Origin of the sequence: Rhizobium lentis, from assembly GCF_017352135.1 — a bacterium.
GTDB lineage: Bacteria > Pseudomonadota > Alphaproteobacteria > Rhizobiales > Rhizobiaceae > Rhizobium > Rhizobium lentis.
In genome coordinates this window covers 3,372,844-3,395,378 of the sequence record NZ_CP071454.1, presented here as the reverse complement: position 1 = coordinate 3,395,378, position 22,535 = coordinate 3,372,844, and the positions used below count along the sequence as shown (strand labels likewise).

The following is a 22,535-nucleotide window of genomic DNA, read 5'->3' as shown; positions in this document are numbered from 1 at the left end:
CGGGCTAGACTGCTGCGACGACCAGGGGGGACCAGATGCTTCGACATTACAGAATGTTCGCCGCCTACAACCGCTGGGCCAATGCCCAGGTCTATGCGGCCGCCGCCGAACTCAGCGATGCGGAATTCCGCAGCGATCGCGGCGCCTTCTTCGGTTCGCTTCATCGCACGCTCAATCATCTGCTCGTCGCCGACCGCATATGGATGAAGCGCTTTACCGGCACCGGCGAAGCGCCGACGACACTCGATGCCATCCTCTTTGACGAACTGGATGCGCTGGCCGCAGCCCGCAAGGCCGAGGACCAGCGGATCACTGCCTGGACGGACCGGCTTGATGAGGCGGCGCTTGCAGCCAACTTCACCTATGTCACGGTTGTACAGCCGACCGAGATTACCCAGCCGTTGGCACCGGCACTCGCGCATTTTTTCAACCACCAGACCCATCATCGCGGCCAATGCCATATGACGCTGACGGCACTCGGCAAACCGAGCCTTCAGCTGGACCTTCTTTACTTCCTACGCACCGAAGGCCGCGAGTGGATGTGAGGCAGCAGCCTCCATCAAGACTGAATTAACCGCCTTTGCCGGTTTCCGTCGCCAATCCGGCGCATCCCTTTTGCAAATTCAGCCTCTTTTAAAAACTTGCGCGCATAGCGGAAGGTGAGTGAAAAGGCCGGGCCGCGAGGGATCATCATGCAGAATGGAAACGCACTGGTGCCGCGCGAGGCCGCGCGCTCGGCGCCGATGGCCGACATTCAGAGGATCGCCCAGCATATGGCGCGATTGAACGTCGCCGCGCTGCCGCGCAATTACGAACTCTTCCACGAGGCGATCATCGGGCTCAATCCGGGCCTTGCTCAGGATATCGCCGCACTTGGACCTCAGCCGCAACAGGCGATGCTCGACGAACTCGGGCTGAAATACCGCCTCGTCGGCCATTGCGGACTGGCCGGCGAAACCTCGCGGAACGAGGCGAGCCGGATGCTGCGCGAGATTGCGGAGCGGCTTGCCGAAGGCCTCAGGCACAAAGATGCATTTGCGCGCGCCTGCGGCACGATCCTGAAATCCGTGTCCGGACATGAGGACCAGAGCCTTGTCGCCTTCATCGGCGAGATCGACTACCTCTCAGCCTCGCTGACGGCGGTGCTGTCGGCGGAGATGGACATCGGCGCCAGGCTTCAGGAAGACATCAAGGCGCTGGAAGTGTTGGAGCGCGGCATTTCGGCGATGCAATCGGCCGCCGTGGCCGACAAGATCACGGGGCTCGCAAACCGCATCGCGTTCAACCGCGTGATATCAGAGCTCTACGAGCGCGAAGGAGGTGCGGCCGGCAGTGCGCTGATCATGGTCGATATCGACAATTTCACCGATCTCAACGAGAGATACGGCACGCAGGCCGGCAACAAACTGCTGAAGAAGCTCGCCGGCCTCTTCAGCAAATCCATCAAGAAGAACGACTTCGTCGCCCGCACCGAGGCCCATGAATTCGGTTTCCTGTTTTCCAATGTCGGCATGCAGGATGCAATGGCGATTGCCGAGCGCCTGCGAACCTCGGTCGAAGACAATCTCGTCTTCGCGACGTCCGACAAGGCCGATCCGGGCAGACTGACCATCTCGATCGGCGTGGCGCTGAGCGCCGATGCGACGACTGCGGGACAGCTTCAGGCCAACGCCCGCGTGGCACTTTTTGCCGCCCAGTCGAACCGGCGTCAGCCGGTGCAGGCATTCGGGCGTTGAGGCCACAAGACATGCACACCTGTCTCGGTGGATCACTCTTGCCTTGATCCGCGCTTTCGGCCAAAACGCCGACCATGATCACGATCACCGATATTTCCGCCCGCATCGCCGGACGCCTGCTTCTCGACAATGCCAGCGTGTCGCTGCCTTCGGGCACGAAGGCGGGGCTCGTCGGGCGCAACGGCGCGGGCAAGTCGACGCTTTTTCGCGTCATAACAGGCGATCTCAGCGCGGAGACCGGATCGGTATCGATCCCGAAGGGCGCGCGCATCGGCCAGGTGGCACAGGAAGCGCCGGGGACCGAGGACTCGTTGATCGAGATCGTGCTCGCCGCCGACAAGGAACGCGCGGCGCTGCTTGCCGAAGCCGATACGGCAAACGATCCGCACCGCATCGCCGAAATCCAGATGCGCCTCGTCGATATCGACGCGCATTCGGCCGAGGCGCGCGCCGCGAGCATTCTCGCCGGCCTCGGCTTCGACCAGGCGGCTCAAGCCCGCCCCGCCTCCTCCTTTTCCGGCGGATGGCGCATGCGCGTGGCGCTCGCCGCCGTGCTGTTTGCCGAGCCGGACCTGCTTCTGCTCGACGAGCCGACCAACTATCTCGACCTGGAAGGCACGATGTGGCTGGAGGATTATATCCGCCGCTATCCACACACGGTCATCATCATCAGCCACGATCGCGACCTCCTGAACAACGCGGTCAACTCCATCGTGCATCTCGACCAGAAGAAGCTCACTTTCTACCGCGGCAATTACGACCAGTTCGAGCGGCAGAAGGCGGAAGCCGACGAGCTGCAGACGAAGGCCAAGGCCAAGAACGAGGCGGCTCGCAAACATCTGCAGAGCTTCATCGACCGCTTCAAGGCCAAGGCCTCCAAGGCCCGGCAGGCGCAATCGCGCGTCAAGGCGCTCGAGCGCATGGGAACGGTCGCCGCCGTGATCGAAGACCACGTTCAGCCAATCAGCTTTCCCGAGCCCGAGAAGCAGCCGGCCTCACCGATCGTGGCGATCCAGAACGGCGCCGTCGGCTACGAACCCGGCAAGCCGATCCTGAAAAACCTCAACCTGCGCATCGACAATGACGATCGCATCGCCCTGCTCGGCTCGAACGGCAACGGCAAGTCGACCTTTGCCAAATTCATCTCGGGGCGACTGGCGCCCGAGAGTGGCGAAGTGAAGCTCGCGCCGGGCCTCAAGATCGGCTTCTTCGCCCAGCATCAGCTCGACGACCTCATCCCCGAGCAATCGGCGGTGGAGCATGTGCGCCGGCTGATGCCCGCCGAAGCAGAGGCCAAGGTGCGCGCCCGCGTCGCGCAGATGGGGCTGGCGACCGAGAAGATGGCGACGGCGGCCAAGGACCTTTCCGGCGGCGAGAAGGCCCGTCTGCTGATGGGGCTTGCCGCCTTTCATGCACCGAACCTGCTGATCCTCGACGAACCGACCAACCACCTCGATATCGACAGCCGGCGGGCGCTGATCGAGGCGCTGAACGACTATGACGGCGCCGTCATCCTGATCTCGCACGACCGCCACCTGATCGAGGCGACGGTCGACCGCCTCTGGCTCGTCAGCGGCGGCACCGTCACCACCTTCGAAGGCGACATGGACGAATACCGCGACCTGATCGTCAGTTCCGGCCGGAAGAAAGACGAGAAACCGCAGGGTGCCGAGGAGACGACATCGAAGGCCGACCAGCGCAAGCTCAATGCGGAAAGGCGCGCCTCGCTGACGCCGCTGAAGAAAAAGATCAACGAAATCGAATCCTTGACGGCGAAGCTGGAGAAACAGATTCAGACCCTTGATGTGGAACTTGCGGATCCTGTTCTCTATGAGAAGACGCCCGCCAAAGCCGCCGAAAAGGCAAAACAGCGTGGCGAGGCCGCCGCAAAACTCGCCGCCGCCGAGGAGGAGTGGCTGATGCTGTCTTCCGAATACGAAGAGGCGATGGCAGGATAGCCACAGCCCCGGAGAAATCGCGGCGAAGTGCCGCGCGACGGCGCAATTCCTGCCTGCATCAACCGGTCATTAACCATAATTCGAAAGGTTGGCTCAACATTCGTTACCGATTTGTTGAGCCCTTTCGATGTATCGCTTTTTCGTTCTGTCCTGCCTGGCCCTCACGGCCGCCCTCTCCGCCTGCAGCACCACCCGACAAACCGCGCCCGATGCATCGATCAAGACCTCCTCGGTGATCGCGCCCGAGGGGCGCAAACTTGCTTATGCTGGCGACGATGCGACGCCGCGCATGAGCGGCTGGCACCATCTGGCCGGGCGGACGCTGGAGGTTTCCTCGCTTGCCGATCTCAAGCTGCAGGACAAGGAAGTGATCCTGAGCTTCGACGACGGCCCGATCCCCGGCCGGACCGACAAGGTGCTGGCGATCCTCGATCAGTTCGGCGTCAAGGGCGCCTTCATGATGGTCGGCGAAATGGCCGAGATGCATCCGGCACTCGCCCGCAAGGTCGCTGAGGACGGCAACACGATCGGCAGTCACACCTATGACCACGCCAATTTGAGTTCGCTGGATTTCGACGCGGCGATGGCCGAGGTGATCAAGGGCGAATTGGCGGTGACCAAGGCGACGGGGACGGATGTTTCCTTCTTCCGCTTCCCCTATCTGGCCGAGAGCCACAGGCTGCGCGCCGCGATCGCCATGCGCGACATGGTGGTCATGGATGTCGATATCGACAGCAAGGACTATTTCGCCGGAACGGCGGTCTCGGTGACGCAGCGAACGATGGACCTGCTGCACAGGCGCGGGCGCGGCATCATCCTTATGCACGACATCCACAAACGCACGGCAACGATGCTGCCCAATCTGCTTTCGGAACTCGAATCTGAAGGCTTCAAGGTCGTGACTCTGAAATTCAGGAGGACGCAAGCCCCAAGCAATCTCGTCGCCTCGGCAGGTTTCGTGGCGACCCGCTGAAGCGGATCGCCAAGTTAAAATGGCTGATGAAAGGTGTGCAGATTCGAGCTACCCGAATTTGCCCGCCATCATTCCATTTTCTCCGCTTAAGAGCTGAGATGCATTCGCTTTTGTAACCTTTGGCGGCCGGGAGATTGGCCTCCGCGTCATCTCGTGCGCAGGATTTTCCAATACACCCGCACATTTCAAAAAATAAAATCTATAAAATCCATTGCGATGATGATTTTCTCCGAGAAAGAATGTTCCTTCTCTCTCATCGGTTTCCAAATGCCCTTCAAAGCCGTTCAGTTGCCGTGTCGCGGAAAAATGATCCTTGCGATCAGCGATCTCTTCGAGCGGCGCGGAGACGAGGCATGACCGAGGTCGGGCCGAAATCCTCCACGCGGCGAATACCGACCATAGCAGTCAAATCAAAAGAGCCAGCAATTGCTCGGGGACAGCGCACTGATCCCTCAACCTTCCTTTCAAAACGGAGCTGAAAAACATGTCACGTAGTATTTTCCCGAAGGCGCTCCTAGCCGCATCGATTTCCGTACTGGCCGCAACGCAGGCATTCGCAGATGCTACGCTCGATCGCGTCAAGGCCCGCGGCACCCTCACCGTCGGGGTTATCCTGTCGGGCGCGCCCTTCGGCTATATCGATCCGACCTCGCAAACGCAGAAGGGATATAATCTCGACATTGCAAAGGCGCTGGCGGACGATCTTGGCGTCAAACTCGAAACGGTTACCGTCACGCCCCCGAACCGGGTGCAATTTCTGCAGCAGGGCAAGGTCGACATTCTGATCGCCAACATGCAATACACGGAAGACCGCGCCAAGGTGCTCGACTGGGTGCCGACGCCGTATGATCGCAGCGGCGGCGCCGCCGTCGGACGCAAGGACAGCGGCCTGAAGGACTGGGCGGATCTCAAGGGAAAGCCGGTCTGCGTTTCGCAGGGGTCGAACTTCACCCAGCCGCTGATCGAACAATACGGCGCCGAGGTAAAAGGCCTGCCGAGCCAGCCGGAGTCGCTGCTGGCGCTGCAGGGCGGCAATTGCGTTGCGGCCGTTCATGTCAGCGCAACCGTCGGCCTGCTGCTGGAGGATCGACCCGAGGAGTGGAAGGACTACACTATTCTCTTCCCGACCGAGCTTCTCCCCTCCGATTCCGTGATTTGGGTGCGAAAGGGCGAGAAGGACACTGCCGAGGCACTCGATAAGACGATCCGGCAGCTCCATACGTCAGGAAAGCTTCTGGAGTTTGCAAAGGCGAACCGGCTTCGCAATACCGAATATCTCGAACAGGAGCGCGAGACCCTGTCGGCCAGCAAGTAAGACAGGTTGCACTGGCGGATCGACATGCAGGATACCAGCATGACCAGCCTGTTCGTCGACCTGACGAACAGGCTCGGCCTCAATTACGAGTTCCTGGCAACGGGCTATGAGGCGCAGATATGGCGTGATGGCTTCATCACTACGCTCTATCTGATCGCCCTGCTGATCCCCGTCAGCCTGATTGCCGGGCTGCTGTTTGCCGCCTGCCTGACATCTGGCAGGCTCTGGCTATCGGCGCCGGTGCGCGCCTTCGTGGAAGTCACCCGAAACACGCCGACGCTGGTGCAGCTGATGTTCAGTTTCCTCGTCCTCAACACTTTCGTGTCGAACCTAGTGGGCGGCGCGCAGAACAATCCGCTGACGCCGTTCTTCTGGGTGGTGGCGGTGGTGGGGCTGCACATCGCCGCCTTGCATGCCGAGGCGATCCGCGCCGGCATCGAAGCCGTGCCGTCGGCTACCGTGGAGGCAGCGCGCGGCACCGGCTTCAGCAAGCTGCAGATCCTTCGTTATGTCGAAGTTCCCCTTGCGTTTCGGGCCTCGCTTCCCGCGATCGTCAACAACCTGATCAACCTGGTGAAACTGACGACGGTGGGCAACGCGATCGCCGTCAGTGAGATCACCTATGCCTCGATCATGGTCTGGACGCAGCGCGACAACGTCGTGTCGCTGATGATCGTCATCCTGCTGTTCTTCAGCCTCATCAATCTCGCCGTTGCCCGTATCGGCCTGTGGGTGGAGCGCAAGCTCGCCGTGCCGGGGTATGGCCTATGACGACACTGGCGCTTTCCGAGCCGCGCAAGAGCAGCCATCTGCTGCGCAATATCGGTTTCGTGGCATTGCCGCTCGTCATCCTTCTCTGGTCGCTGACCGATCTGACGCTCGGGCGCGAACTGGTGACGTGGTTTCCCTACCTTGCTTCCGGCTTCATGATGAACGTCGTCATCAGCCTGTGCGCGATGACGCTTGGAACCTCGGTCGGAGCCGTGTTCGGCATCCTGGAACTGGCGCCCTACAGGCTGGTGCGCTACCCTGTGGTCGCCTATGTGCAGGTCTTTCGCAACGCGCCGCATCTCGTGCTGATCTTCGCGACGACTTACATCTTTCCCTTCGAGATCGTGGTCGCCGGCAACTACCTGCCCTTCCCCGATTGGCTGAAGGCAGTGATCGGCCTTGCCATACCGGCCAGCGCCTATGTGGCCGAAATCACCCGCGGCGCCATCCTTTCCATCCCGACCACGCAATGGGAGGCGGCAAAGGGGCTCGGATTTTCGCGAAGCCAGGCGCTGCGCTGGATCATCCTGCCGCAATGCCTGCGGCGCTCGCTGCCGCCATGGATGAACATCCTGGCCTCCATCACCATGGGCACTTCGCTCGCCTCACTGGTCGGCGTGCACGAACTGCTGCATGCGGCGACCGATGCCAGCACATCAGTGCGCCGCCTCGATTTCACGATCATCGCCTATATCGTCGTGATGGCCGCCTTCTTCACGCTTTGCTACCCGATCTCGCGACTGACCCGGCGCCTCGAGCGACGTTTCAACGCGGCTTGAGAATTGAGATGATGAACACGAAGACCAACGAAACGATCGTGCGACTGGAAGACGTACACCTGTCCTTCGGCCAGACCAAGGTGCTGAAGGGCATAGACCTGGCCGTCAACAGGGGCAACGCCGTCTCCATCATCGGCCCCTCCGGCTCCGGAAAATCGACGATCCTGCGCTGCATCAACGCGTTGGTGACGCCGCAGCAAGGGCGCATCACGGTCAACGGCACCCGCGTCGATCAGTTGGCCAAGGAAAGCGATCGTATCGCGCTGCGCAAGCGCGTCGGCATCGTTTTCCAGCAATACAATCTCTTTCCCCACCTGACGGTGCTGGACAATATCGTGCTGGCCCCGACCCGCATCCTCGGCGTCGAACAGCGCGAGGCGGAAAAACTTGCGCGCGAATTGCTCGACAAGGTGCGGCTCTCCGAAAAGGCTGGCGCCTATCCCGGCCAGCTTTCCGGCGGTCAGCAGCAGCGCGTGGCGATTGCCCGCGCGCTGGCGATGAAGCCGGAACTGGTACTGTTCGACGAAGTGACCTCGGCGCTCGATCCCGAGACAGTGGGCGAGGTGCTGTGGGTGATCCGCGACCTCATCCGCGACGGAATGACCAGCATTCTCGTGACCCATGAAATGCGCTTCGCGGAGGAAATCAGCGACATCGTCGTCTTCACCGAGAACGGACGGATCGTCGACCGGGGGTCCCCTAAGGAGATTTTCCATGCGTCCGACAATCCGCGCATCCGCCAGTTCGTCGGCGGGCTCGCCGGCGGGCGCGGGCTGGTCCGCGGCGAAAGCATGTAGGATTCGTCATGACGAACACATTCGCGCCTCTGACTTCAGAATTCGCCCAGGCGATCATCTCCTCAAATCCGGGGGAAGACCGCGCGGCGACGGACGCGGCCCGCACGGCGATCATCGATTTTCTCGCCTGCGCGATCGCAGGCGCCCGGGACCGCACGACCGGGATTCTGGCCGATGCCGTCGGCGGCAACCTGCCGGGCGGCGCGATCCTGATCGGAAGCGCACGCCGGACCGATCCGCTGGTCGCGGCCACCATCAATGGTCATGCCGGCCACGTGCTCGACTATGACGACGTGCACGCAAGCGTGCGCGGCCATCCGACGACGGTCATCATCCCGGCGTTGCTGGCTTTCGCCGCCGAGCGCGCGTTTTCCGCGGATGCACTGGTCGCTTCTTATATCGTCGGGCTTGAAGCCACGGCACGGCTCGGATTGTCGCTCGGTTCAAAACACTATGAGAACGGTTTCCATGCGACTGCAACGCTCGGCACAGTCGGGGCGGCAGCCGCAATCGCGCATCTGACGCGCGCGCCGATCGACGAGACAGCCATCGCGCTGGGCCTTGCCGCAACGCAATCATCCGGTCTGCGGCTGCAATTCGGCGCGGATGCCAAACCTTTTCACGCTGGCATGGCGGCGCGATCCGGGCTCCTGTCTGCGCGATTGGCAACTGCCGGCTTCGGCGGCGCCCGCGATTTTCTCGACAGTCCCGTCGGCTTCTATTCGGCTTATGCCTTCGGCGCGGAACGCCTGTCGGCCTTAACCGAGAACTGGGGCTCGCCCTGGCAGATCGTGGCACCCGGGCTGACGTTGAAGGCCTACCCCTGCTGCACCGCCAGCCACCCGGTCGCCTCTCTCGGCATCGCCCTCAACCGGGAAGGCCTTCTCGCCGAGGCGATCGAGCGCATCACCTTCACCTACCCGCCCGGTGCCGATGCAGCCTTGGTGGTGAGCAAGCCAACCAATGGGATCGAGGCGCGCTTCAGTCCCGAATATGTGTTCGCCGCCGCTCTCATCGATGGGGCACTGCGGCTCGACCATTTCGACGAGCAGCCTGTTGCACCGCGATTGATGGAACTTGCACGGCGCGCCGATCGCCGTCATGACGAGAGCGCGCCGCGCATGTCGAGCGACCTCCGGACCCGCTTCGTGATCGTGGATATCGCGCTTCGCGACGGCAGCAGGATACAACGTCGCTTCGACGGTCTGCCGGGCCTCGCCAATCCCATAGAGAAGTTTCGCGATGCAACGGCACGCCATCCCGCCTTCGCGGATATCCCGTCGCTTGTGAGGACGATGAGCAGCACCGCCGACCTTCGCCAGCTACTGGCGCTGCTCAACCAAGATATCGCCCCACACCTCGCTTGATCAAGGATTTGATATGACACTCAAAAGAGAAATTCATCTGGGCCTGTTCCTGCAAGGAGCTGGCCACCACGTATCCGGCTGGCGTCACCCGCACGCCGAGGCGGGAAGCGAGAATTTCGACCTGCTGCGGCGCGTCTCGCAGATCGCCGAAGCAGCGAAATTCGATATGGTCTTTCTGGCTGACGGATTGACCAGCGGCGCCGACGCACACCCCTCGACGATCGCGCGCTTCGAACCCTTGACGCTGCTGTCCGCGCTGGCCGTGGTGACCGACAAGATCGGGCTCGCGGCAACCGCCTCCACGACCTATGGCGAGCCCTATCACACCGCTCGCGCCTTCGCTTCCATCGACCATCTGAGCCACGGCCGCGCCGCCTGGAATATCGTCACGACCTCCTATGCCCGCACGGCGAACAATTTCTCCAAGGCCCATCCGGAGCATGACGAACGTTATGCCGTGGCCGAGGAATTCGTCGACGTCGTGCGCGGTCTCTGGGACAGCTGGGACGACGATGCCTTCGTCAAGGACAAGCAAAGCGGCGTCTATGCCGACCCCGCCAAGCTTCATGTGCTGGATCACAAGGGCAAATATTTCTCGGTCAAGGGTCCGCTGAACATTCCGCGCGCGCCACAGGGCCATCCGATCCTGATCCAGGCCGGGTCGTCCGGCCCGGGCCAGGATCTGGCCGCCCGCACTGCCGACGTCGTATTCACAGCGCAGCAGAGCCTCGACGAGGCTCAGGCCTTCTACAGAAGCGTCAAGGAGCGTGCCGCCCGTTTCGGACGCCGGCTGGACGATGTCGCCGTCATGCCGGGCTTCCTGCCTGTGATCGGCCGCACGGCTAGGGAAGCTGCGGATAAACTTGCGGAACTGGACAAATGGACCGATATCAAGAGCGCCATGCCGCTTCTGGAAGAGCGCATCGGCCATAGCCTTGCCAATTACGATCTCGATGCCCCTCTGCCGGACCTTCCGATCTCCGACCAGCTCCGCAGCCGCGCCGAGCTTTTGACCGCGCTTGCAAGACGCGAGAACCTGACCATCCGCCAGCTGGCGCTGCGCGTTGCCGCCGGCCGCGGCCATCATATAGTGCTTGGCACCCCAGCCGATATCGCCGACCGGATGCAGCAATGGTTTGAAAGTGGAGCCGCCGACGGATTCAACGTCATGCCGCCCTTCTTCCCCGAGGGTCTGGAGGATTTCACGGAGATGGTGGTGCCGATCCTGCAGGAGCGCGGCCTATTCCGCACCGAATATAGCGGCTCGACTCTCCGCGATCATCTCGGTCTCGCGCGGCCTGCACGAATTTCGCTTTAACTGTTCCACCACCTTGAACTTGCCCATCGCGCTTTCCGAAACCGATTCCGATTTCCGGGCCGATGGGGTAGAGCTGTGCGACGTCAACGGAATCAGGAAGGTCGGACATGAATCTTCACCTCGAAACGGACGACGATCTCCGCACTCGCCAGTTCATCGATGAGCACAATGCACACTCCGGCGCGGTGCTTGAAACAGCTGAATTCATCGAGGACCGCGACGCGATCAAGGCGCTGATCGAGCGACAGGACAGGCTTATCGTCCCGGTTCGACGAGGTGATTGGCTGTTCGACTTCCGCCAGTCGAAGGAAAATCCGCTCGGCGTCTGGCTTCGCCTGCCCGCCGATCAAAACCCATTGCCTGATGCCGATTGGGAGCCGGTCTTCGACCTCGACGCCTTCTGCGCCGGCGAAGGTAAGCGCTGGAACTGGCGCGGCGCCGTGACTTGCGCGTGGGAGCCGACGCGGGTGCTGCTCGCTCTTTCGGATGGCGGCTCCGACCTCATCCGGCTGCTCGAATTCGACTCCGAAATAAAGCAGGTCGTCGAGGGTGGTTTCGACACCCCTGCAGTGCGGTCCCACGCCACTTGGCTGAGCCGTGACGAAATCTGCTATTTCGGTTCCATCGATCGATATTCGGCGACCCGCTCGGGATGGCCGCGTGTCGGCCGCCGGTTGAAGCGCGGGCAGTTGCCCGAAGATGCCGCCATCATGTTCGAAGCTGCGGACAAGGACGTCTACGGCTCCAATATCGTCATCGACCCTGCCCTGTCGGGCGCTTCGGCGGATTCGGGATTGATCGAGATTTTCGTCGCCGGCCATGAGATCGGCGTCGCAAGCGCTTTCCTCATTGCAGACGACGGCACGCAGCAGCGCATCGATTTGCCTGACGAAGCCGACTTTCACTTCAATCGCGATCATTGCGTCTGGCGCGCAAAAACCGATGAGCGCGTTCCCACCGGCAGCCTCGTGCTGCAACGTTTCGACCCGAAATCTCAGACCATACTCGGGCCGGAGCGGGTCCTGTTCCAGCCTGGAGAGGGCCAGTCCGTCTCACAGATCATGCTGATGCGCGAATGGTGCGTCTTCATCATCTCCGATCGGCTGCGTCCGCGTCTTATGGTGCTGGACCTGACAAAACATGATGCCGAACAGTGCGAGATCGCGCTGCCGGCAGACATGCAAACGGCTTATTTCAGGCCCCTGCACGCCGATCTGCACCTCGGCGACGATACGCTCCACATTGTCGGCCAGGGGTTTCTTCAGCCTCCAACCTGCTACCGGCTGGAACTTTCGGATCGCAGCAAAGAGGCCGAACCGATTTTCGTCGCGGCCGCTCCGAGTTATTTCGACACCACGGGTATGTCATCCGAACTGCTGGAAGCCGTTTCGGAAGATGGAACGAGCGTGCCCTATCGGCTGGTCTTGCCGAAGGAGTGGACCAAGGGGGCGCTGCCGGTGCTGCTTTACGGCTATGGCGGCTTCGATGTCTCGCTATCGCCGACCTATTCCGGCGTAACCGGCCGCTGGCTGGAGCAAGGCGGCGCCTATGTGCAGGCCTATATCCGCGGCGGCGGTGAATTCGGGCCCGACTGGTATCGCAGCGCCAAGCGGCAGGGGCGGGAAAATGCCTTTGCCGATTTCGTCGCCATCGCCCGCGATCTCGTCGCCCGCGGCTACACCGTGCCATCGCGGATTGCCTGCCAGGGCGGCAGCAATGGCGGCCTGCTGACGGGCGTGATGCTGACACGCTACCCGCGAGATTTCGGCGCCGTCTGGTGCCAGGTGCCAGTGCTCGACATGACACGCTTCCATCTGTTCAGCGCAGGTCAGGCCTGGATGGACGAATATGGCGATCCGGAGACGCCGGCGGATCGGGATTTCATGCTCGGCTACTCGCCGCTCCATAATGTGCGGCCCGCGGCAGAAATCGCCTATCCGCCGATCTATATTGAAAGCTCAGCCAATGACGACCGTGTCCATCCCTCGCATGCGCGCCGCTTTGCCGCCCGGCTGGAGGAGGAAGGACATAAGCCGCTCTTCCATGAATTCGGCTCAGGCGGGCATGGCGGCGACGGCAATTCCGAAGAGCGCGCCGCCCGCGCGGCGATGGGTTACAGCTTCCTACGGCAGACGATCATGCGATAGGATGGATGGAATGGAGGAGCAGAGCTTGTCGACGCTCTTCTTTCTGCTACAACAGCCTCAATAAATCATACTTTTCATACAAGCCCGAGCGAAACACCATGTCCCCAATCAATCTCGCCATCGTCGGCGTCGGCAAGATCGTCCGCGACCAGCACCTTCCTTCCATCGCCAAGAACCCGGATTTCGAGCTTGTGGCGACGGCAAGCCGGCACGGCACGGTCGAAGGCATCAAGAGCTATACGACGATCGACGCCATGCTGGATGCCGAGCCCTCGATCGATGCCGTTTCTCTCTGCATGCCGCCGCAATATCGCTATGAGGCTGCCTATAAGGCGCTGGTCGCCGGCAAGCACGTTTTCCTGGAAAAACCGCCCGGCGCGACGCTCAGCGAAGTTGCCGATCTCGAGGCGCTCGCGGCCAAACAGGGCGCATCGCTCTTTGCCAGCTGGCATTCGCGCTATGCTCCGGCTGTCGAAGCCGCCAAGGCGTTTCTTGCCTCGACGACGATCAACAGCGTGCACGTGATCTGGAAGGAAGATGTCCGCCACTGGCATCCGAACCAGGAATGGATCTGGCAGGCTGGCGGCCTCGGCGTTTTCGATCCCGGCATCAACGCGCTGTCGATCGTCACTCATATTCTGCCGCGGCCAGCTTTCATTACGGAGGCCGTGCTCGAATTTCCTGAGAATCGCGATGCACCGATTGCTGCCGACATTCACTTCCGCGATGCCGATAGCCTACCGGTTCATGCCGAATTCGACTGGCGCCAGACCGGCAAGCAGAGCTGGGATATCGTTGCGGAAACGGCAGCCGGCCAAATGGTCCTTTCCGAAGGCGGCGCCAAGCTTTCCATCAACGGCACGCTGACATTTGCCGAACCGGAACAGGAATATCCCTCCCTTTACCGACGCTTTGCCGAGATCATCAAGGCCGGCACATCGGATGTCGACCTTGCACCACTGCGCCACGTCGCCGACGCTTTCATGCTCGGCAAGCGGAAATTCGTGGAGGCGTTCCACGACTGATCGGCCCTTGCCGGCAGATGCCTTCGCTCCAGCTAAATGCTAAAGTAGTGGTCCCAACACGTGAAGGCCGCCTCCATGCAGCAGCAGGAGCAGGATGAATCATTCGGATTGGGTGTCCGACATCTGACGGTCAGGCTTTCTGACCCCAATGGGAAATGGCGCGACGCTTATCTGCTGGAGGAGAACAGGATACGCAACGCGCTTGGCCCTCTGGCGCTCGATATCCAGCATTTCGGCAGCACCGCCATTCCAGGCATCAAGGCAAAGCCGATCATCGACATCCTGGTCGGCATCCCCAGACTCGAGGATGGGATTGCCTGCATCGGGCCGATGGAAACGATCGGCTACGACTATGCCGGCGTGGATATCGTGCCCGACGACCATCTCTTCGGCCGGGGCATCGTGGGCGAGACGCGCACACATCTTGCGCATGTGGTCGAATATCAGGGCTTCAACTGGAGGCGGAACCTATTCTTCCGCGACAGGCTGCAGAACGACCCTGCCCTGGCCCTCGCCTATGAGGAGCTGAAGATCGACCTTGCGCAGAAATTTGCCGAGAGCCGTGCGGCCTATACCGGCGCAAAAAAGGATTTCATCGACAAGGTTCTCGCCGAGGCCGATTTGGCCTGACAATCGAGGTCAGGCCTTCTTCTCCCACCGCCCTTCCGATGTCTGCTGCCAATAGGTGAGGCTGTGCCCCTCGCCTTTCAGCCTCTTCCATTGCGCCCGGGCGGCTTCGAGCTGCTCCTGATCGTGACCGTCGAACATGAAGACGATGCGCTCATAGGCATCAGCCGGCGGCGGCTCGGCACCATCGACGATAAAACGAACCGTCGCCGCATTGGCATTGTCCGACGTGACGGTCAAAAGCACCGGCTGGTTTTCGGCGAAATCAGCCTCGTCGGTGCCATGAGGCAGGAAGCTCTCCTCGCGAAAAGTCCAAAGATGCGCATCGAGAGCATCGCGCCTCGCGGCCTCGCGCGTCTGGACGGCAACGCGCCAGCCGCGCTCCACGCTTTTGTCGAGGAGCGGCGGAAGCGCGTCTTCTAACCTGGTTTCGGTCAGATGATAGAAAAGAATATCCGTCATCGGGATTCATAATGGGCGCGAACGAGTTCGTCGAGCAGGCGTACGCCGAAACCGGATCCCCAGGACTGGTTGATCTCATCCTGCGGCGAGCCCATCGCCGTGCCGGCAATATCGAGGTGCGCCCAGGGCGTGTCCTGCACGAAGCGCTTGAGGAAATGTGCCGCCGTGATCGAGCCGGCCTGGCGGCCGCCGGTGTTCTTCATGTCGGCGAACTTGCTGTCGATCAGCTTGTCGTAATCCCTGCCGAGCGGCATGCGCCAGAGCTTCTCGTTTGTCGAAAGACCGGCTGCCGTGAGCTGGTCGGAAAGCTGGTCATCATTGGAGAACAGACCGGCATGGATATTGCCGAGCGCCACAACGATCGCGCCGGTCAAGGTGGCGAGATTGATCATGAACTGCGGCTTGAAGTGATCATTGCAATACCAGAGGGCGTCACAGAGCACGAGGCGGCCTTCAGCATCCGTGTTGATCACCTCGATCGTCTGACCGGACATGGAGGTGACGATATCGCCCGGACGCTGGGCGTTACCATCGGGCATGTTCTCCACCAGACCGATGATGCCGACGGCATTGACGGCTGCCTTGCGTGAGGCGAGCACATGCATCAGGCCGGTCACGGCCGCGGCGCCGCCCATATCGCCCTTCATGTCCTCCATACCGGCGGCCGGCTTGATCGAAATGCCGCCGGTATCGAAGACGACACCCTTGCCGATGAAGGCGATCGGACGATCCTTGCTCTTGCCGCCCTTCCACTGCATGACCGCCAGACGCGGCGGGCGCACCGAGCCCTGGGCAACGCCGAGCAGCGCACCCATTCCGAGACGGCGCATTTCCTTCTCGGTCAGGATTTCCACGTCGACGCCGAGCTTTTCCAGTTCCTTTGCCCTGGCGGCAAATTCGACCGGTCCAAGCGCGTTTGGCGGTTCATTGACGAGGTCACGGGCGAGATTGACGCCACCTGCGATCGCTTCGGAGTCGGAAAACGCCTTCTTGGCGCCGGTCACATCGGCGGTGACGATCGTCACCTTGACGGATTTTGCCGATTTCTCCTCGTCGTCGTTCTTCTTCGTCTTATAGGCGTCGAAGCTGTAGGCCCGCAGTAGCATGCCAAGCGCGAAATCGGCGGCGGCGCGCGCCTTCATCTCAAGGCCGGGCACGTCGATGAAGATGACGGCCTTGTCGGTATTCTTGATTTTCGATGCCGCGGCGCCACCGGCCTTCAGCCAGTCATGGGCAGTGAGTTCGCCGGCCTTGCCAAGCCCGACGACGACGATGCGCTCGACGGGTGCACCTTCCGGGGCGACAATATCGAGCGCGGCCATGGATTTAGCGGAGAATCGAGCGATCTTCGCGGCCTTGGCGATTACACCGACCGGATCGACCGTTTCGGCGCCTGCGGCGCTCTCGGCCTCCGCCGTCTTCAACACTATCGCCAGCCCGCCGTTGAGCTTTGCCGACTTCGAGAATGAAATTTCGAACTTCGCTGACATGTCTTCTCCGCTGGGATTCTTTGAAATCGGTCCCTGGCGGATAATTTCGCGTTTGGCGGGTCTGTCAATGGCTTGCGACTATTGTTATGGTCGCGCGCGGCCGTCCGGGCCCTCATGTTTTCGTCGGTTCCGTAGATATTCGCGTTGACAGTTTTTTCGAAAAATCCATGGCGGAGGCCTGTGATCCGCCTGCCGAAAACGAATTTCGGCGTGTTCCTGCTTCTGTTCTGGGCGTGGTGGGCGCTGCTTGCCGTCTTTCGCGCCTTTCCCGCAATAGACATTTATTTTTCCCAGCTTTTTTTCGTGGGCACGGATTGTGACGCGACCGCCGCTGCCGGGAGCATCTGCGGCGGCTTTCCCTATCGCGACTCGGGGAATTTCGACCTGCTGCGCACCATCTTCTTCCGCCTGCCCTACGTCGTCGCGATCGTCATGGCGTGGAAACTGATCGAGTGCTACCAGCAGCACGGCGCGACCTTCAACGCAGAGCGGGCGCGTAAGCTCAAAGTCGGCCTCGGAACGCTGCTGATCGGTCCGGTGCTGATCGTCAATGTCATCCTGAAGGAACATTGGGGCCGGCCGCGGCCGGTGCAGACGGATATTTTCGGCGGGACCCTGCATTTTGTCGAGGCAGGCTCGCTTGCCGGCAAATGCGTCTCGAACTGCTCCTTCGTCTCCGGCGAAGCGGCGAGCGCCGGCTGGCTGCTCTGCCTTCTGCTCTTCGTCCCGAAATCGCTGCGTTATGCGCTGGTGCCGCCCGTCGCGGCGATTTCGATCCTGACGCCGGCCATGAGGCTGTCCTTCGGCGCGCATTATCTCTCCGACGTGGTGCTCGGATGGCTGTCCTCGCTTGTCGTCTTCGCGGCACTGCTGGCGTTAACTGAGTCGCAACAGAGCCAAAAAAATTCTGAAATTTGAATGAATTTTTGACACCTGCTTGTCGCAAAAGCGCGACAAAGAGCGTAGAGGGATTCTCCTGCAAGCCGTTTGGGCCTGCAGGTGCTTTCAAGGGCCGGCATGAAACTACTCGAGACATACATATTGCGGCGCGTCGGCCAGATGTTTCTCGTGGCGCTCCTGCCCGTGCTGGCGATTATTTGGACGACTCAAGTTCTGCAGCGCATCAACCTCGTCACCGACAGCGGCCAGTCGATCGGTTCGTTCGCCAAGCTGGCGACGATGATCCTGCCGTCGATCATACCTGTGGTGCTGCCCTTCGCGCTCGTCATCGCCATCACCCAGACTCTGACGACGATGAACAACGATTCCGAGTTGACCGTCATCGACGCCGCCGGGGCGCGGCGCAGCATTCTGATCCGTCCGATCCTTCTGCTTGCCGCCGTCATCAGCGTCTTTTCCTTCTTCGTCGACAATATCGTCGAACCACGGGCAAAGACCGTGGCGCGCCAGATGATCGCCGAAACCTACGCCGATCTTCTCTCCTCGGTCATCGAGGAAAAGACCTTCCGCAAGCTCGACGAGGGTCTCTATGTGCAGATCTCGCAGCGCCTGGCGGGGCGCATGCTGAAAGGCCTGTTCGTCGCCGACGAGCGGGACCCGGCCTACGAGCTGATTTATTACGCCAAGGAAGGCGCCGTCGACGATACCGGCACGACGCTGATCATGCACGACGGCGAGGTGCATCGCAAAACGCCCGACGGCAACGTCTCGGTCATCAATTTCGATTCTTATTCCTTCGACCTCTCGGACATGACGGAAAGTCGCGGTCAGGCGACGCTGAAGGCCAGCGACCGTGACCTGTGGTTCCTGTTCAATCCCGATCCGAACGACAAGGACTATACGATCCGGCCGCAGAGCTATCGCGCCGAACTGCATCGGCGGCTGACGGACTGGATCCTACCTGTCGTCTTTGCCCTGTTTTCCCTGGCGATCGCCGGCGATGCGCGCTCGCACCGTGAAGCGCGGCTGCATCCAATGGTGAGCGCGCTCGCCTATGCCTTCGCGCTGCGTTGGGCTGCCTTCTACGCGGCGAACCAGATCGACACCGATCCGGAATATATCGCCGTCCTCTACGCCATCCCCATCGTCAGCAGCATCGTCTCGATCATCTTCCTCGGCCTGCACAAGCGACGGGTCATGCCTTCGTTCATCCGGGACCGGATATCATCGTCCTGGAGACGAATGCAGGAAAGACTGCTTGCCGCAACCAGCAGGTCCGGCGGGGGCGCAGCCCAATGATGTTCGGAACATTGTCGCGCTATTTCTTTCGCCGCTACCTGGCGACGACGGGCTGGTTCTTGGTCGGCGTCTCGGCCATCGCCTTCCTTCTTGATTTCAGCGAGACGGCAGGACGCATGTCCGGCCTGCCCGGTTACACGATCGGCGGCGGCATCGTGATGACCGCCGTGCGCCTGCCGCTCATCCTGCAGCAAACAGTCCCCTTCATCGCGCTCTTCGTCGGCATGACGGTGCTGATCGGGCTCAATCGCAAATACGAACTCGTCGTTACGCGCGCAGCCGGCATCTCGGTCTGGCAGTTCATGTTTCCCTTCATCGCCGGCTCACTGGCGCTCGGCGTGCTGACGATGACGGCGCTCAACCCGCTTGCTGCCTGGGGACAGCGCCAGGCACTGCTCGTCGAATCCGACTGGCGCGGCGAAAACGCGGTTCTACGCAAGGCGCCGCAGATTCCGTGGCTGCGCCAGATCAGTGGCCGCGACGATGTCATCATCGGCGCCCAGACGGTCCAGGAGAACGGAACCAAGCTGATCGACGCGGTGTTGATCCATTTCGATTCAGGCGGCCGAGTCATTCTGAGACAGGATGCCGCCACGGCAAAGTTGGAAGATGGTTACTGGCAGCTTAACGGCGTCGTCGAGCGTAAGCCTGGGGAAATCCCGCTGCGCAAAGCTTCGGTCCAACTTCGCACCAATCTGAAACAGGATTTCGTCCAGGAGCGGCTGACAGCGCCGGAAACAATTGGTTTCTTTGACCTTTCCAATCGCATTGCAGCGGCCAAATCCTTCGGCATCTCGACCAAGGCACTGGAGACGCAATTCAACTCTCTGTTGTCCCAGCCATTGCTGCTGGTGGCCATGACTCTCATAGCTGCAACAGTGTCCCTAAAATTTAGCCGGTTCAACCAATCCCGCTCCGTGATTCTGGGTGGAATCCTGTCAGGCTTCATGCTTTATGTCATCACCGTGCTTGTAAAAGCATTCGGAAGCAGTGGAGTCGTGCCTCCCTTCGTGGCGACGTGGATACCGGTTGTCGTCGCGCTGGCCTTGGGCGCGACTATTTTGCTTCATCAGGAGGACGGCTAGTGGCGGTAGGCGACCGCAAGTACTTTAGTAAACAGTTGGTTGCCCTGCTTGTCGGTGCGGCTCTATGTTCCTATTTCGGCAGCGTCCCGGCTTCCTATGGCCAGGTCACGACGCCTGAACAAAACATTGGAAACAACATCCCCGAAGGAGCCAAACTCCTCCTCTCGGCCAATGAACTCGTCTACAATCGTGACGCCGAAGTGGTGTCGGCGGTCGGCGGCGTACAGATCAACTATGGCGGCTACAAGATGGTCGCGCAGAGGGTTGAGTACAATCAGAAGACCGGCCGGATGATGGCGCTCGGCAATGTCGAGCTCGTCAGCCCTGACGGCAACCGGATCTATGCCGACAACCTGGACGTGACCGACAATTTCGCCGACGGATTTATCAATTCGCTGCGCATCGAAACGGCCGACAATACCCGTATCGTCGCCGAAACCGGCGAGCGTGTCGGCGGCACGAAGATGATTCTCAACAAGGGCGTCTACACAGCCTGCCTTCCCTGCGCCGAGGATCCGAAGCGCGCCCCCTTCTGGCAGGTCAAGGCCAAGCGCGTGATCCAGAACGGCGAGACGCATACGATCCGCCTCGAACGGGCACGTTTCGAGCTGCTCGGTTACCCTATCGCCTTTGTGCCGTTCATCGAGGTTCCGGACAATACGGTGAAGCGCAAGTCCGGCTTCCTCTTCCCGACGATGAGCCTGTCGCAGAATCTCGGCTTCGGTCTTTCCATTCCTTATTATTATGTGATCTCGCCGAGCATGGATGCGACGGTCACTGCAACTGGCTACACGGCCCAGGGCTTCCTCGTCGAAGGTGAATTCCGTCAGCGTTTCGAGAACGGCACGCATATCCTGCGCGTCGCCGGCATCGACCAGGCAAATCCGGGTAATTTCAGCTCGGGTACCAGCGATCGCGAAGCCGAGCAGCGCGGCATGGTGGCATCAAAGGCCGAGTTCCGCATCAATCCGCGCTGGACGTTCGGCTGGGACGTCATGGTGCAGAGCGACAACAATTTCTCGAAAACCTACAGGCTACGCGGCCTGAGCGCCACGGATCGCACGAACCAGATCTACCTGACGGGGCTTGGCAAGCGTAATTATTTCGACATGAGGGCGTTTTATTTCGACGTCCAGGATGCCGACCGGTCGAACACGGCCGAAAAACAGCAGGCCATCGTCTATCCGTCGCTTGACTATCACTATGTCGCGCCTCAGCCGCTAGCAGGCGGCGAACTTTCTGCGGACGTCAACCTGACGAATATTTCGCGTACACATGATGACTTCTACACCGTCGACGGATTTGACCGCTTCCGCGGTCTGAAGGGTCAGACCTCGCGTCTGACCGGCGAACTTCAGTGGAAACGCACCTATGTCACGCCGACCGGCCTGGTGATCACGCCACTTCTGGCCGCGCGCGGCGACGCCTTCGCGCTGAACATGGACGACCCCACCGGTTACACCGGCAATTATCTTGACGACAATTCCGCCACCCGCTCTATGTTCACCGCCGGGCTGGAGGTGCGTTATCCGATCCTGATGACGACGGATAACAGCACCCATATTCTTGAACCAATCGCGCAAATCTATGCTCGACCCGATGAGCAACTCGCCGGACGGCTGCCGAACGAGGATGCGCAGAGTTTCGTCTTCGATGCCACATCGCTCTTCGACCGCGATAAATTCTCAGGCTACGACCGCGTCGAAGGCGGTACTCGCGCCAATGTCGGCTTCCAGTACACAGGGACTTTCGACAGCGGCTACAAGCTGCACGGCATCTTCGGCCAGTCTTATCAAATCGCCGGCCAGAACTCGTTCGCGACCGACGATCTCGTCAATGTCGGCGCCGATTCGGGCCTCGAAACCGACCGCTCCGATTATGTCGGCCTCGGCGGCGTCGAAACACCGTATGGCGTTTCCGTCGCAGCTTCCTATCGTCTCGACGAAAAGGATTTCGAGTTTCGCCGCGGCGACCTGACGACGGCCTACCAGAACGACACCTTCCAGACGCAGGTGACCTACACCCATCTCAGCGCCCAGCCGGCCTATGGCTTCGCCGAGGACAATGACGAGATCCAGACCAGTAGCAGGGTCAAGTTCAAGGATTACTGGTCGATCTTCGGCGGCATCGCGTGGGATCTGAACAATGATGTAATCAGCCGCCGGACGCTTGGCCTTTCCTATGAGGACGAATGCACGATCTTCACGATCGCCTATACGGATAGCAGGGACTCTGACGACGAGTCGGCAAGTGATTGGACAATCGGCGCGCGGCTGACTTTCCGGACGCTGGGCGACATCAAGATCGGCACCGATACTCTCTCCAACTGACGGGCGGAGGGCGTAAACATGGCCTCAAGTCATTCTTTCGCCGTAAGCCTGTGCAGGACATTGCCGCCAGTCGATATCGGAGGCATAGGGATTTCGCGTGACGGAAGCGATTTCCGCATGTCTCGCACTGTGGTAAGGACGCCGCGAATACCGTCT

The 22,535-nt window shown here is 60.9% G+C and carries 19 protein-coding genes; 17 read left to right on the top strand and 2 right to left on the bottom strand.

Annotated elements, in window-relative coordinates:
* Positions 1–35 precede the first annotated feature (35 nt).
* The 13 genes from J0663_RS16285 to J0663_RS16225 all read left to right on the top strand — a co-directional run bounded on the left by J0663_RS16285 (position 36) and on the right by J0663_RS16225 (position 14,816).
* Complete coding sequence (locus tag J0663_RS16285; protein ID WP_207241331.1) at positions 36–545, top strand: DinB family protein; 510 nt, start codon at positions 36–38, stop codon at positions 543–545.
* Positions 546–692: 147 nt separating this feature from the next.
* Complete coding sequence (locus tag J0663_RS16280) at positions 693–1,736, top strand: GGDEF domain-containing protein (RefSeq protein ID WP_207241330.1); 1,044 nt, start codon at positions 693–695, stop codon at positions 1,734–1,736.
* 74 nt (positions 1,737–1,810) lie between these two features.
* Positions 1,811–3,694 (top strand): ABC-F family ATP-binding cassette domain-containing protein, encoded by a 1,884-nt coding sequence (locus J0663_RS16275; RefSeq protein ID WP_207241329.1) that lies wholly within the window; start codon positions 1,811–1,813, stop codon positions 3,692–3,694.
* A gap of 127 nt (positions 3,695–3,821) precedes the next feature.
* A complete protein-coding gene (locus tag J0663_RS16270) occupies positions 3,822–4,667 on the top strand; it encodes a polysaccharide deacetylase family protein (RefSeq protein WP_207241328.1) in 846 nt (281 codons plus the stop codon).
* A 484-nt stretch (positions 4,668–5,151) separates the two neighbouring features.
* Positions 5,152–5,982 carry a transporter substrate-binding domain-containing protein gene (locus J0663_RS16265; RefSeq protein ID WP_207241327.1) on the top strand — a complete coding sequence of 277 codons (831 nt, stop codon included), beginning with the start codon at positions 5,152–5,154 and terminating at the stop codon, positions 5,980–5,982.
* Between the two features lie 24 nt (positions 5,983–6,006).
* Positions 6,007–6,753: an amino acid ABC transporter permease gene (locus tag J0663_RS16260; RefSeq protein ID WP_207241326.1), complete on the top strand. Its 747-nt coding sequence runs from the start codon at positions 6,007–6,009 to the stop codon at positions 6,751–6,753.
* Positions 6,750–7,532, top strand: a complete 783-nt coding sequence (locus J0663_RS16255) for an amino acid ABC transporter permease (RefSeq protein WP_207241325.1) — start codon at positions 6,750–6,752, stop codon at positions 7,530–7,532. Before J0663_RS16260 ends, J0663_RS16255 begins: the two co-directional genes overlap by 4 nt.
* 8 nt (positions 7,533–7,540) lie before the next feature.
* Positions 7,541–8,329 (top strand): amino acid ABC transporter ATP-binding protein, encoded by a 789-nt coding sequence (locus J0663_RS16250; RefSeq protein ID WP_207241324.1) that lies wholly within the window; start codon positions 7,541–7,543, stop codon positions 8,327–8,329.
* An 8-nt stretch (positions 8,330–8,337) separates the two neighbouring features.
* The gene (locus J0663_RS16245; RefSeq protein WP_207241323.1) at positions 8,338–9,696 is read left to right on the top strand and encodes an MmgE/PrpD family protein; all 1,359 of its coding nucleotides are present in this window, start codon (positions 8,338–8,340) and stop codon (positions 9,694–9,696) included.
* Positions 9,697–9,709: 13 nt separating this feature from the next.
* Positions 9,710–11,014 (top strand): LLM class flavin-dependent oxidoreductase, encoded by a 1,305-nt coding sequence (locus J0663_RS16240; RefSeq protein WP_207241322.1) that lies wholly within the window; start codon positions 9,710–9,712, stop codon positions 11,012–11,014.
* 107 nt (positions 11,015–11,121) lie between these two features.
* Positions 11,122–13,161 carry a prolyl oligopeptidase family serine peptidase gene (locus J0663_RS16235; RefSeq protein WP_207241321.1) on the top strand — a complete coding sequence of 680 codons (2,040 nt, stop codon included), beginning with the start codon at positions 11,122–11,124 and terminating at the stop codon, positions 13,159–13,161.
* A 98-nt stretch (positions 13,162–13,259) separates the two neighbouring features.
* Positions 13,260–14,186 carry a Gfo/Idh/MocA family protein gene (locus tag J0663_RS16230; protein ID WP_207241320.1) on the top strand — a complete coding sequence of 309 codons (927 nt, stop codon included), beginning with the start codon at positions 13,260–13,262 and terminating at the stop codon, positions 14,184–14,186.
* A gap of 75 nt (positions 14,187–14,261) precedes the next feature.
* Positions 14,262–14,816, top strand: a complete 555-nt coding sequence (locus J0663_RS16225; protein WP_207241319.1) for a GrpB family protein — start codon at positions 14,262–14,264, stop codon at positions 14,814–14,816.
* Positions 14,817–14,825: 9 nt separating this feature from the next.
* On the opposite strand, the gene J0663_RS16220 is transcribed toward J0663_RS16225, so the two are convergent.
* Both J0663_RS16220 and J0663_RS16215 read right to left on the bottom strand, forming a co-directional pair.
* Complete coding sequence (locus J0663_RS16220; RefSeq protein WP_207241318.1) at positions 14,826–15,275, bottom strand: DNA polymerase III subunit chi; 450 nt, start codon at positions 15,273–15,275, stop codon at positions 14,826–14,828.
* The gene (locus J0663_RS16215; protein ID WP_207241317.1) at positions 15,272–16,765 is read right to left on the bottom strand and encodes a leucyl aminopeptidase; all 1,494 of its coding nucleotides are present in this window, start codon (positions 16,763–16,765) and stop codon (positions 15,272–15,274) included. Before J0663_RS16215 ends, J0663_RS16220 begins: the two co-directional genes overlap by 4 nt.
* A 144-nt stretch (positions 16,766–16,909) precedes the next feature.
* Between J0663_RS16215 and J0663_RS16210 the strand changes: the two genes are divergently transcribed.
* The 4 genes from J0663_RS16210 (at position 16,910) to J0663_RS16195 (ending at position 22,379) form a co-directional block, all read left to right on the top strand.
* The gene (locus J0663_RS16210; RefSeq protein ID WP_207241316.1) at positions 16,910–17,683 is read left to right on the top strand and encodes a phosphatase PAP2 family protein; all 774 of its coding nucleotides are present in this window, start codon (positions 16,910–16,912) and stop codon (positions 17,681–17,683) included.
* A gap of 99 nt (positions 17,684–17,782) precedes the next feature.
* Positions 17,783–18,964, top strand: coding sequence for an LPS export ABC transporter permease LptF (gene lptF, locus J0663_RS16205; protein WP_207241315.1), 1,182 nt, complete (start codon positions 17,783–17,785; stop codon positions 18,962–18,964).
* Entirely contained in the window at positions 18,961–20,049 is a 1,089-nt protein-coding gene (gene lptG / locus J0663_RS16200) for an LPS export ABC transporter permease LptG (RefSeq protein ID WP_207241314.1), read from the top strand. The genes lptF and lptG overlap by 4 nt, the downstream gene beginning before the upstream one ends.
* Entirely contained in the window at positions 20,049–22,379 is a 2,331-nt protein-coding gene (locus tag J0663_RS16195) for an LPS-assembly protein LptD (RefSeq protein ID WP_207241313.1), read from the top strand. The genes lptG and J0663_RS16195 overlap by 1 nt, the downstream gene beginning before the upstream one ends.
* Positions 22,380–22,535: the final 156 nt, after the last annotated feature.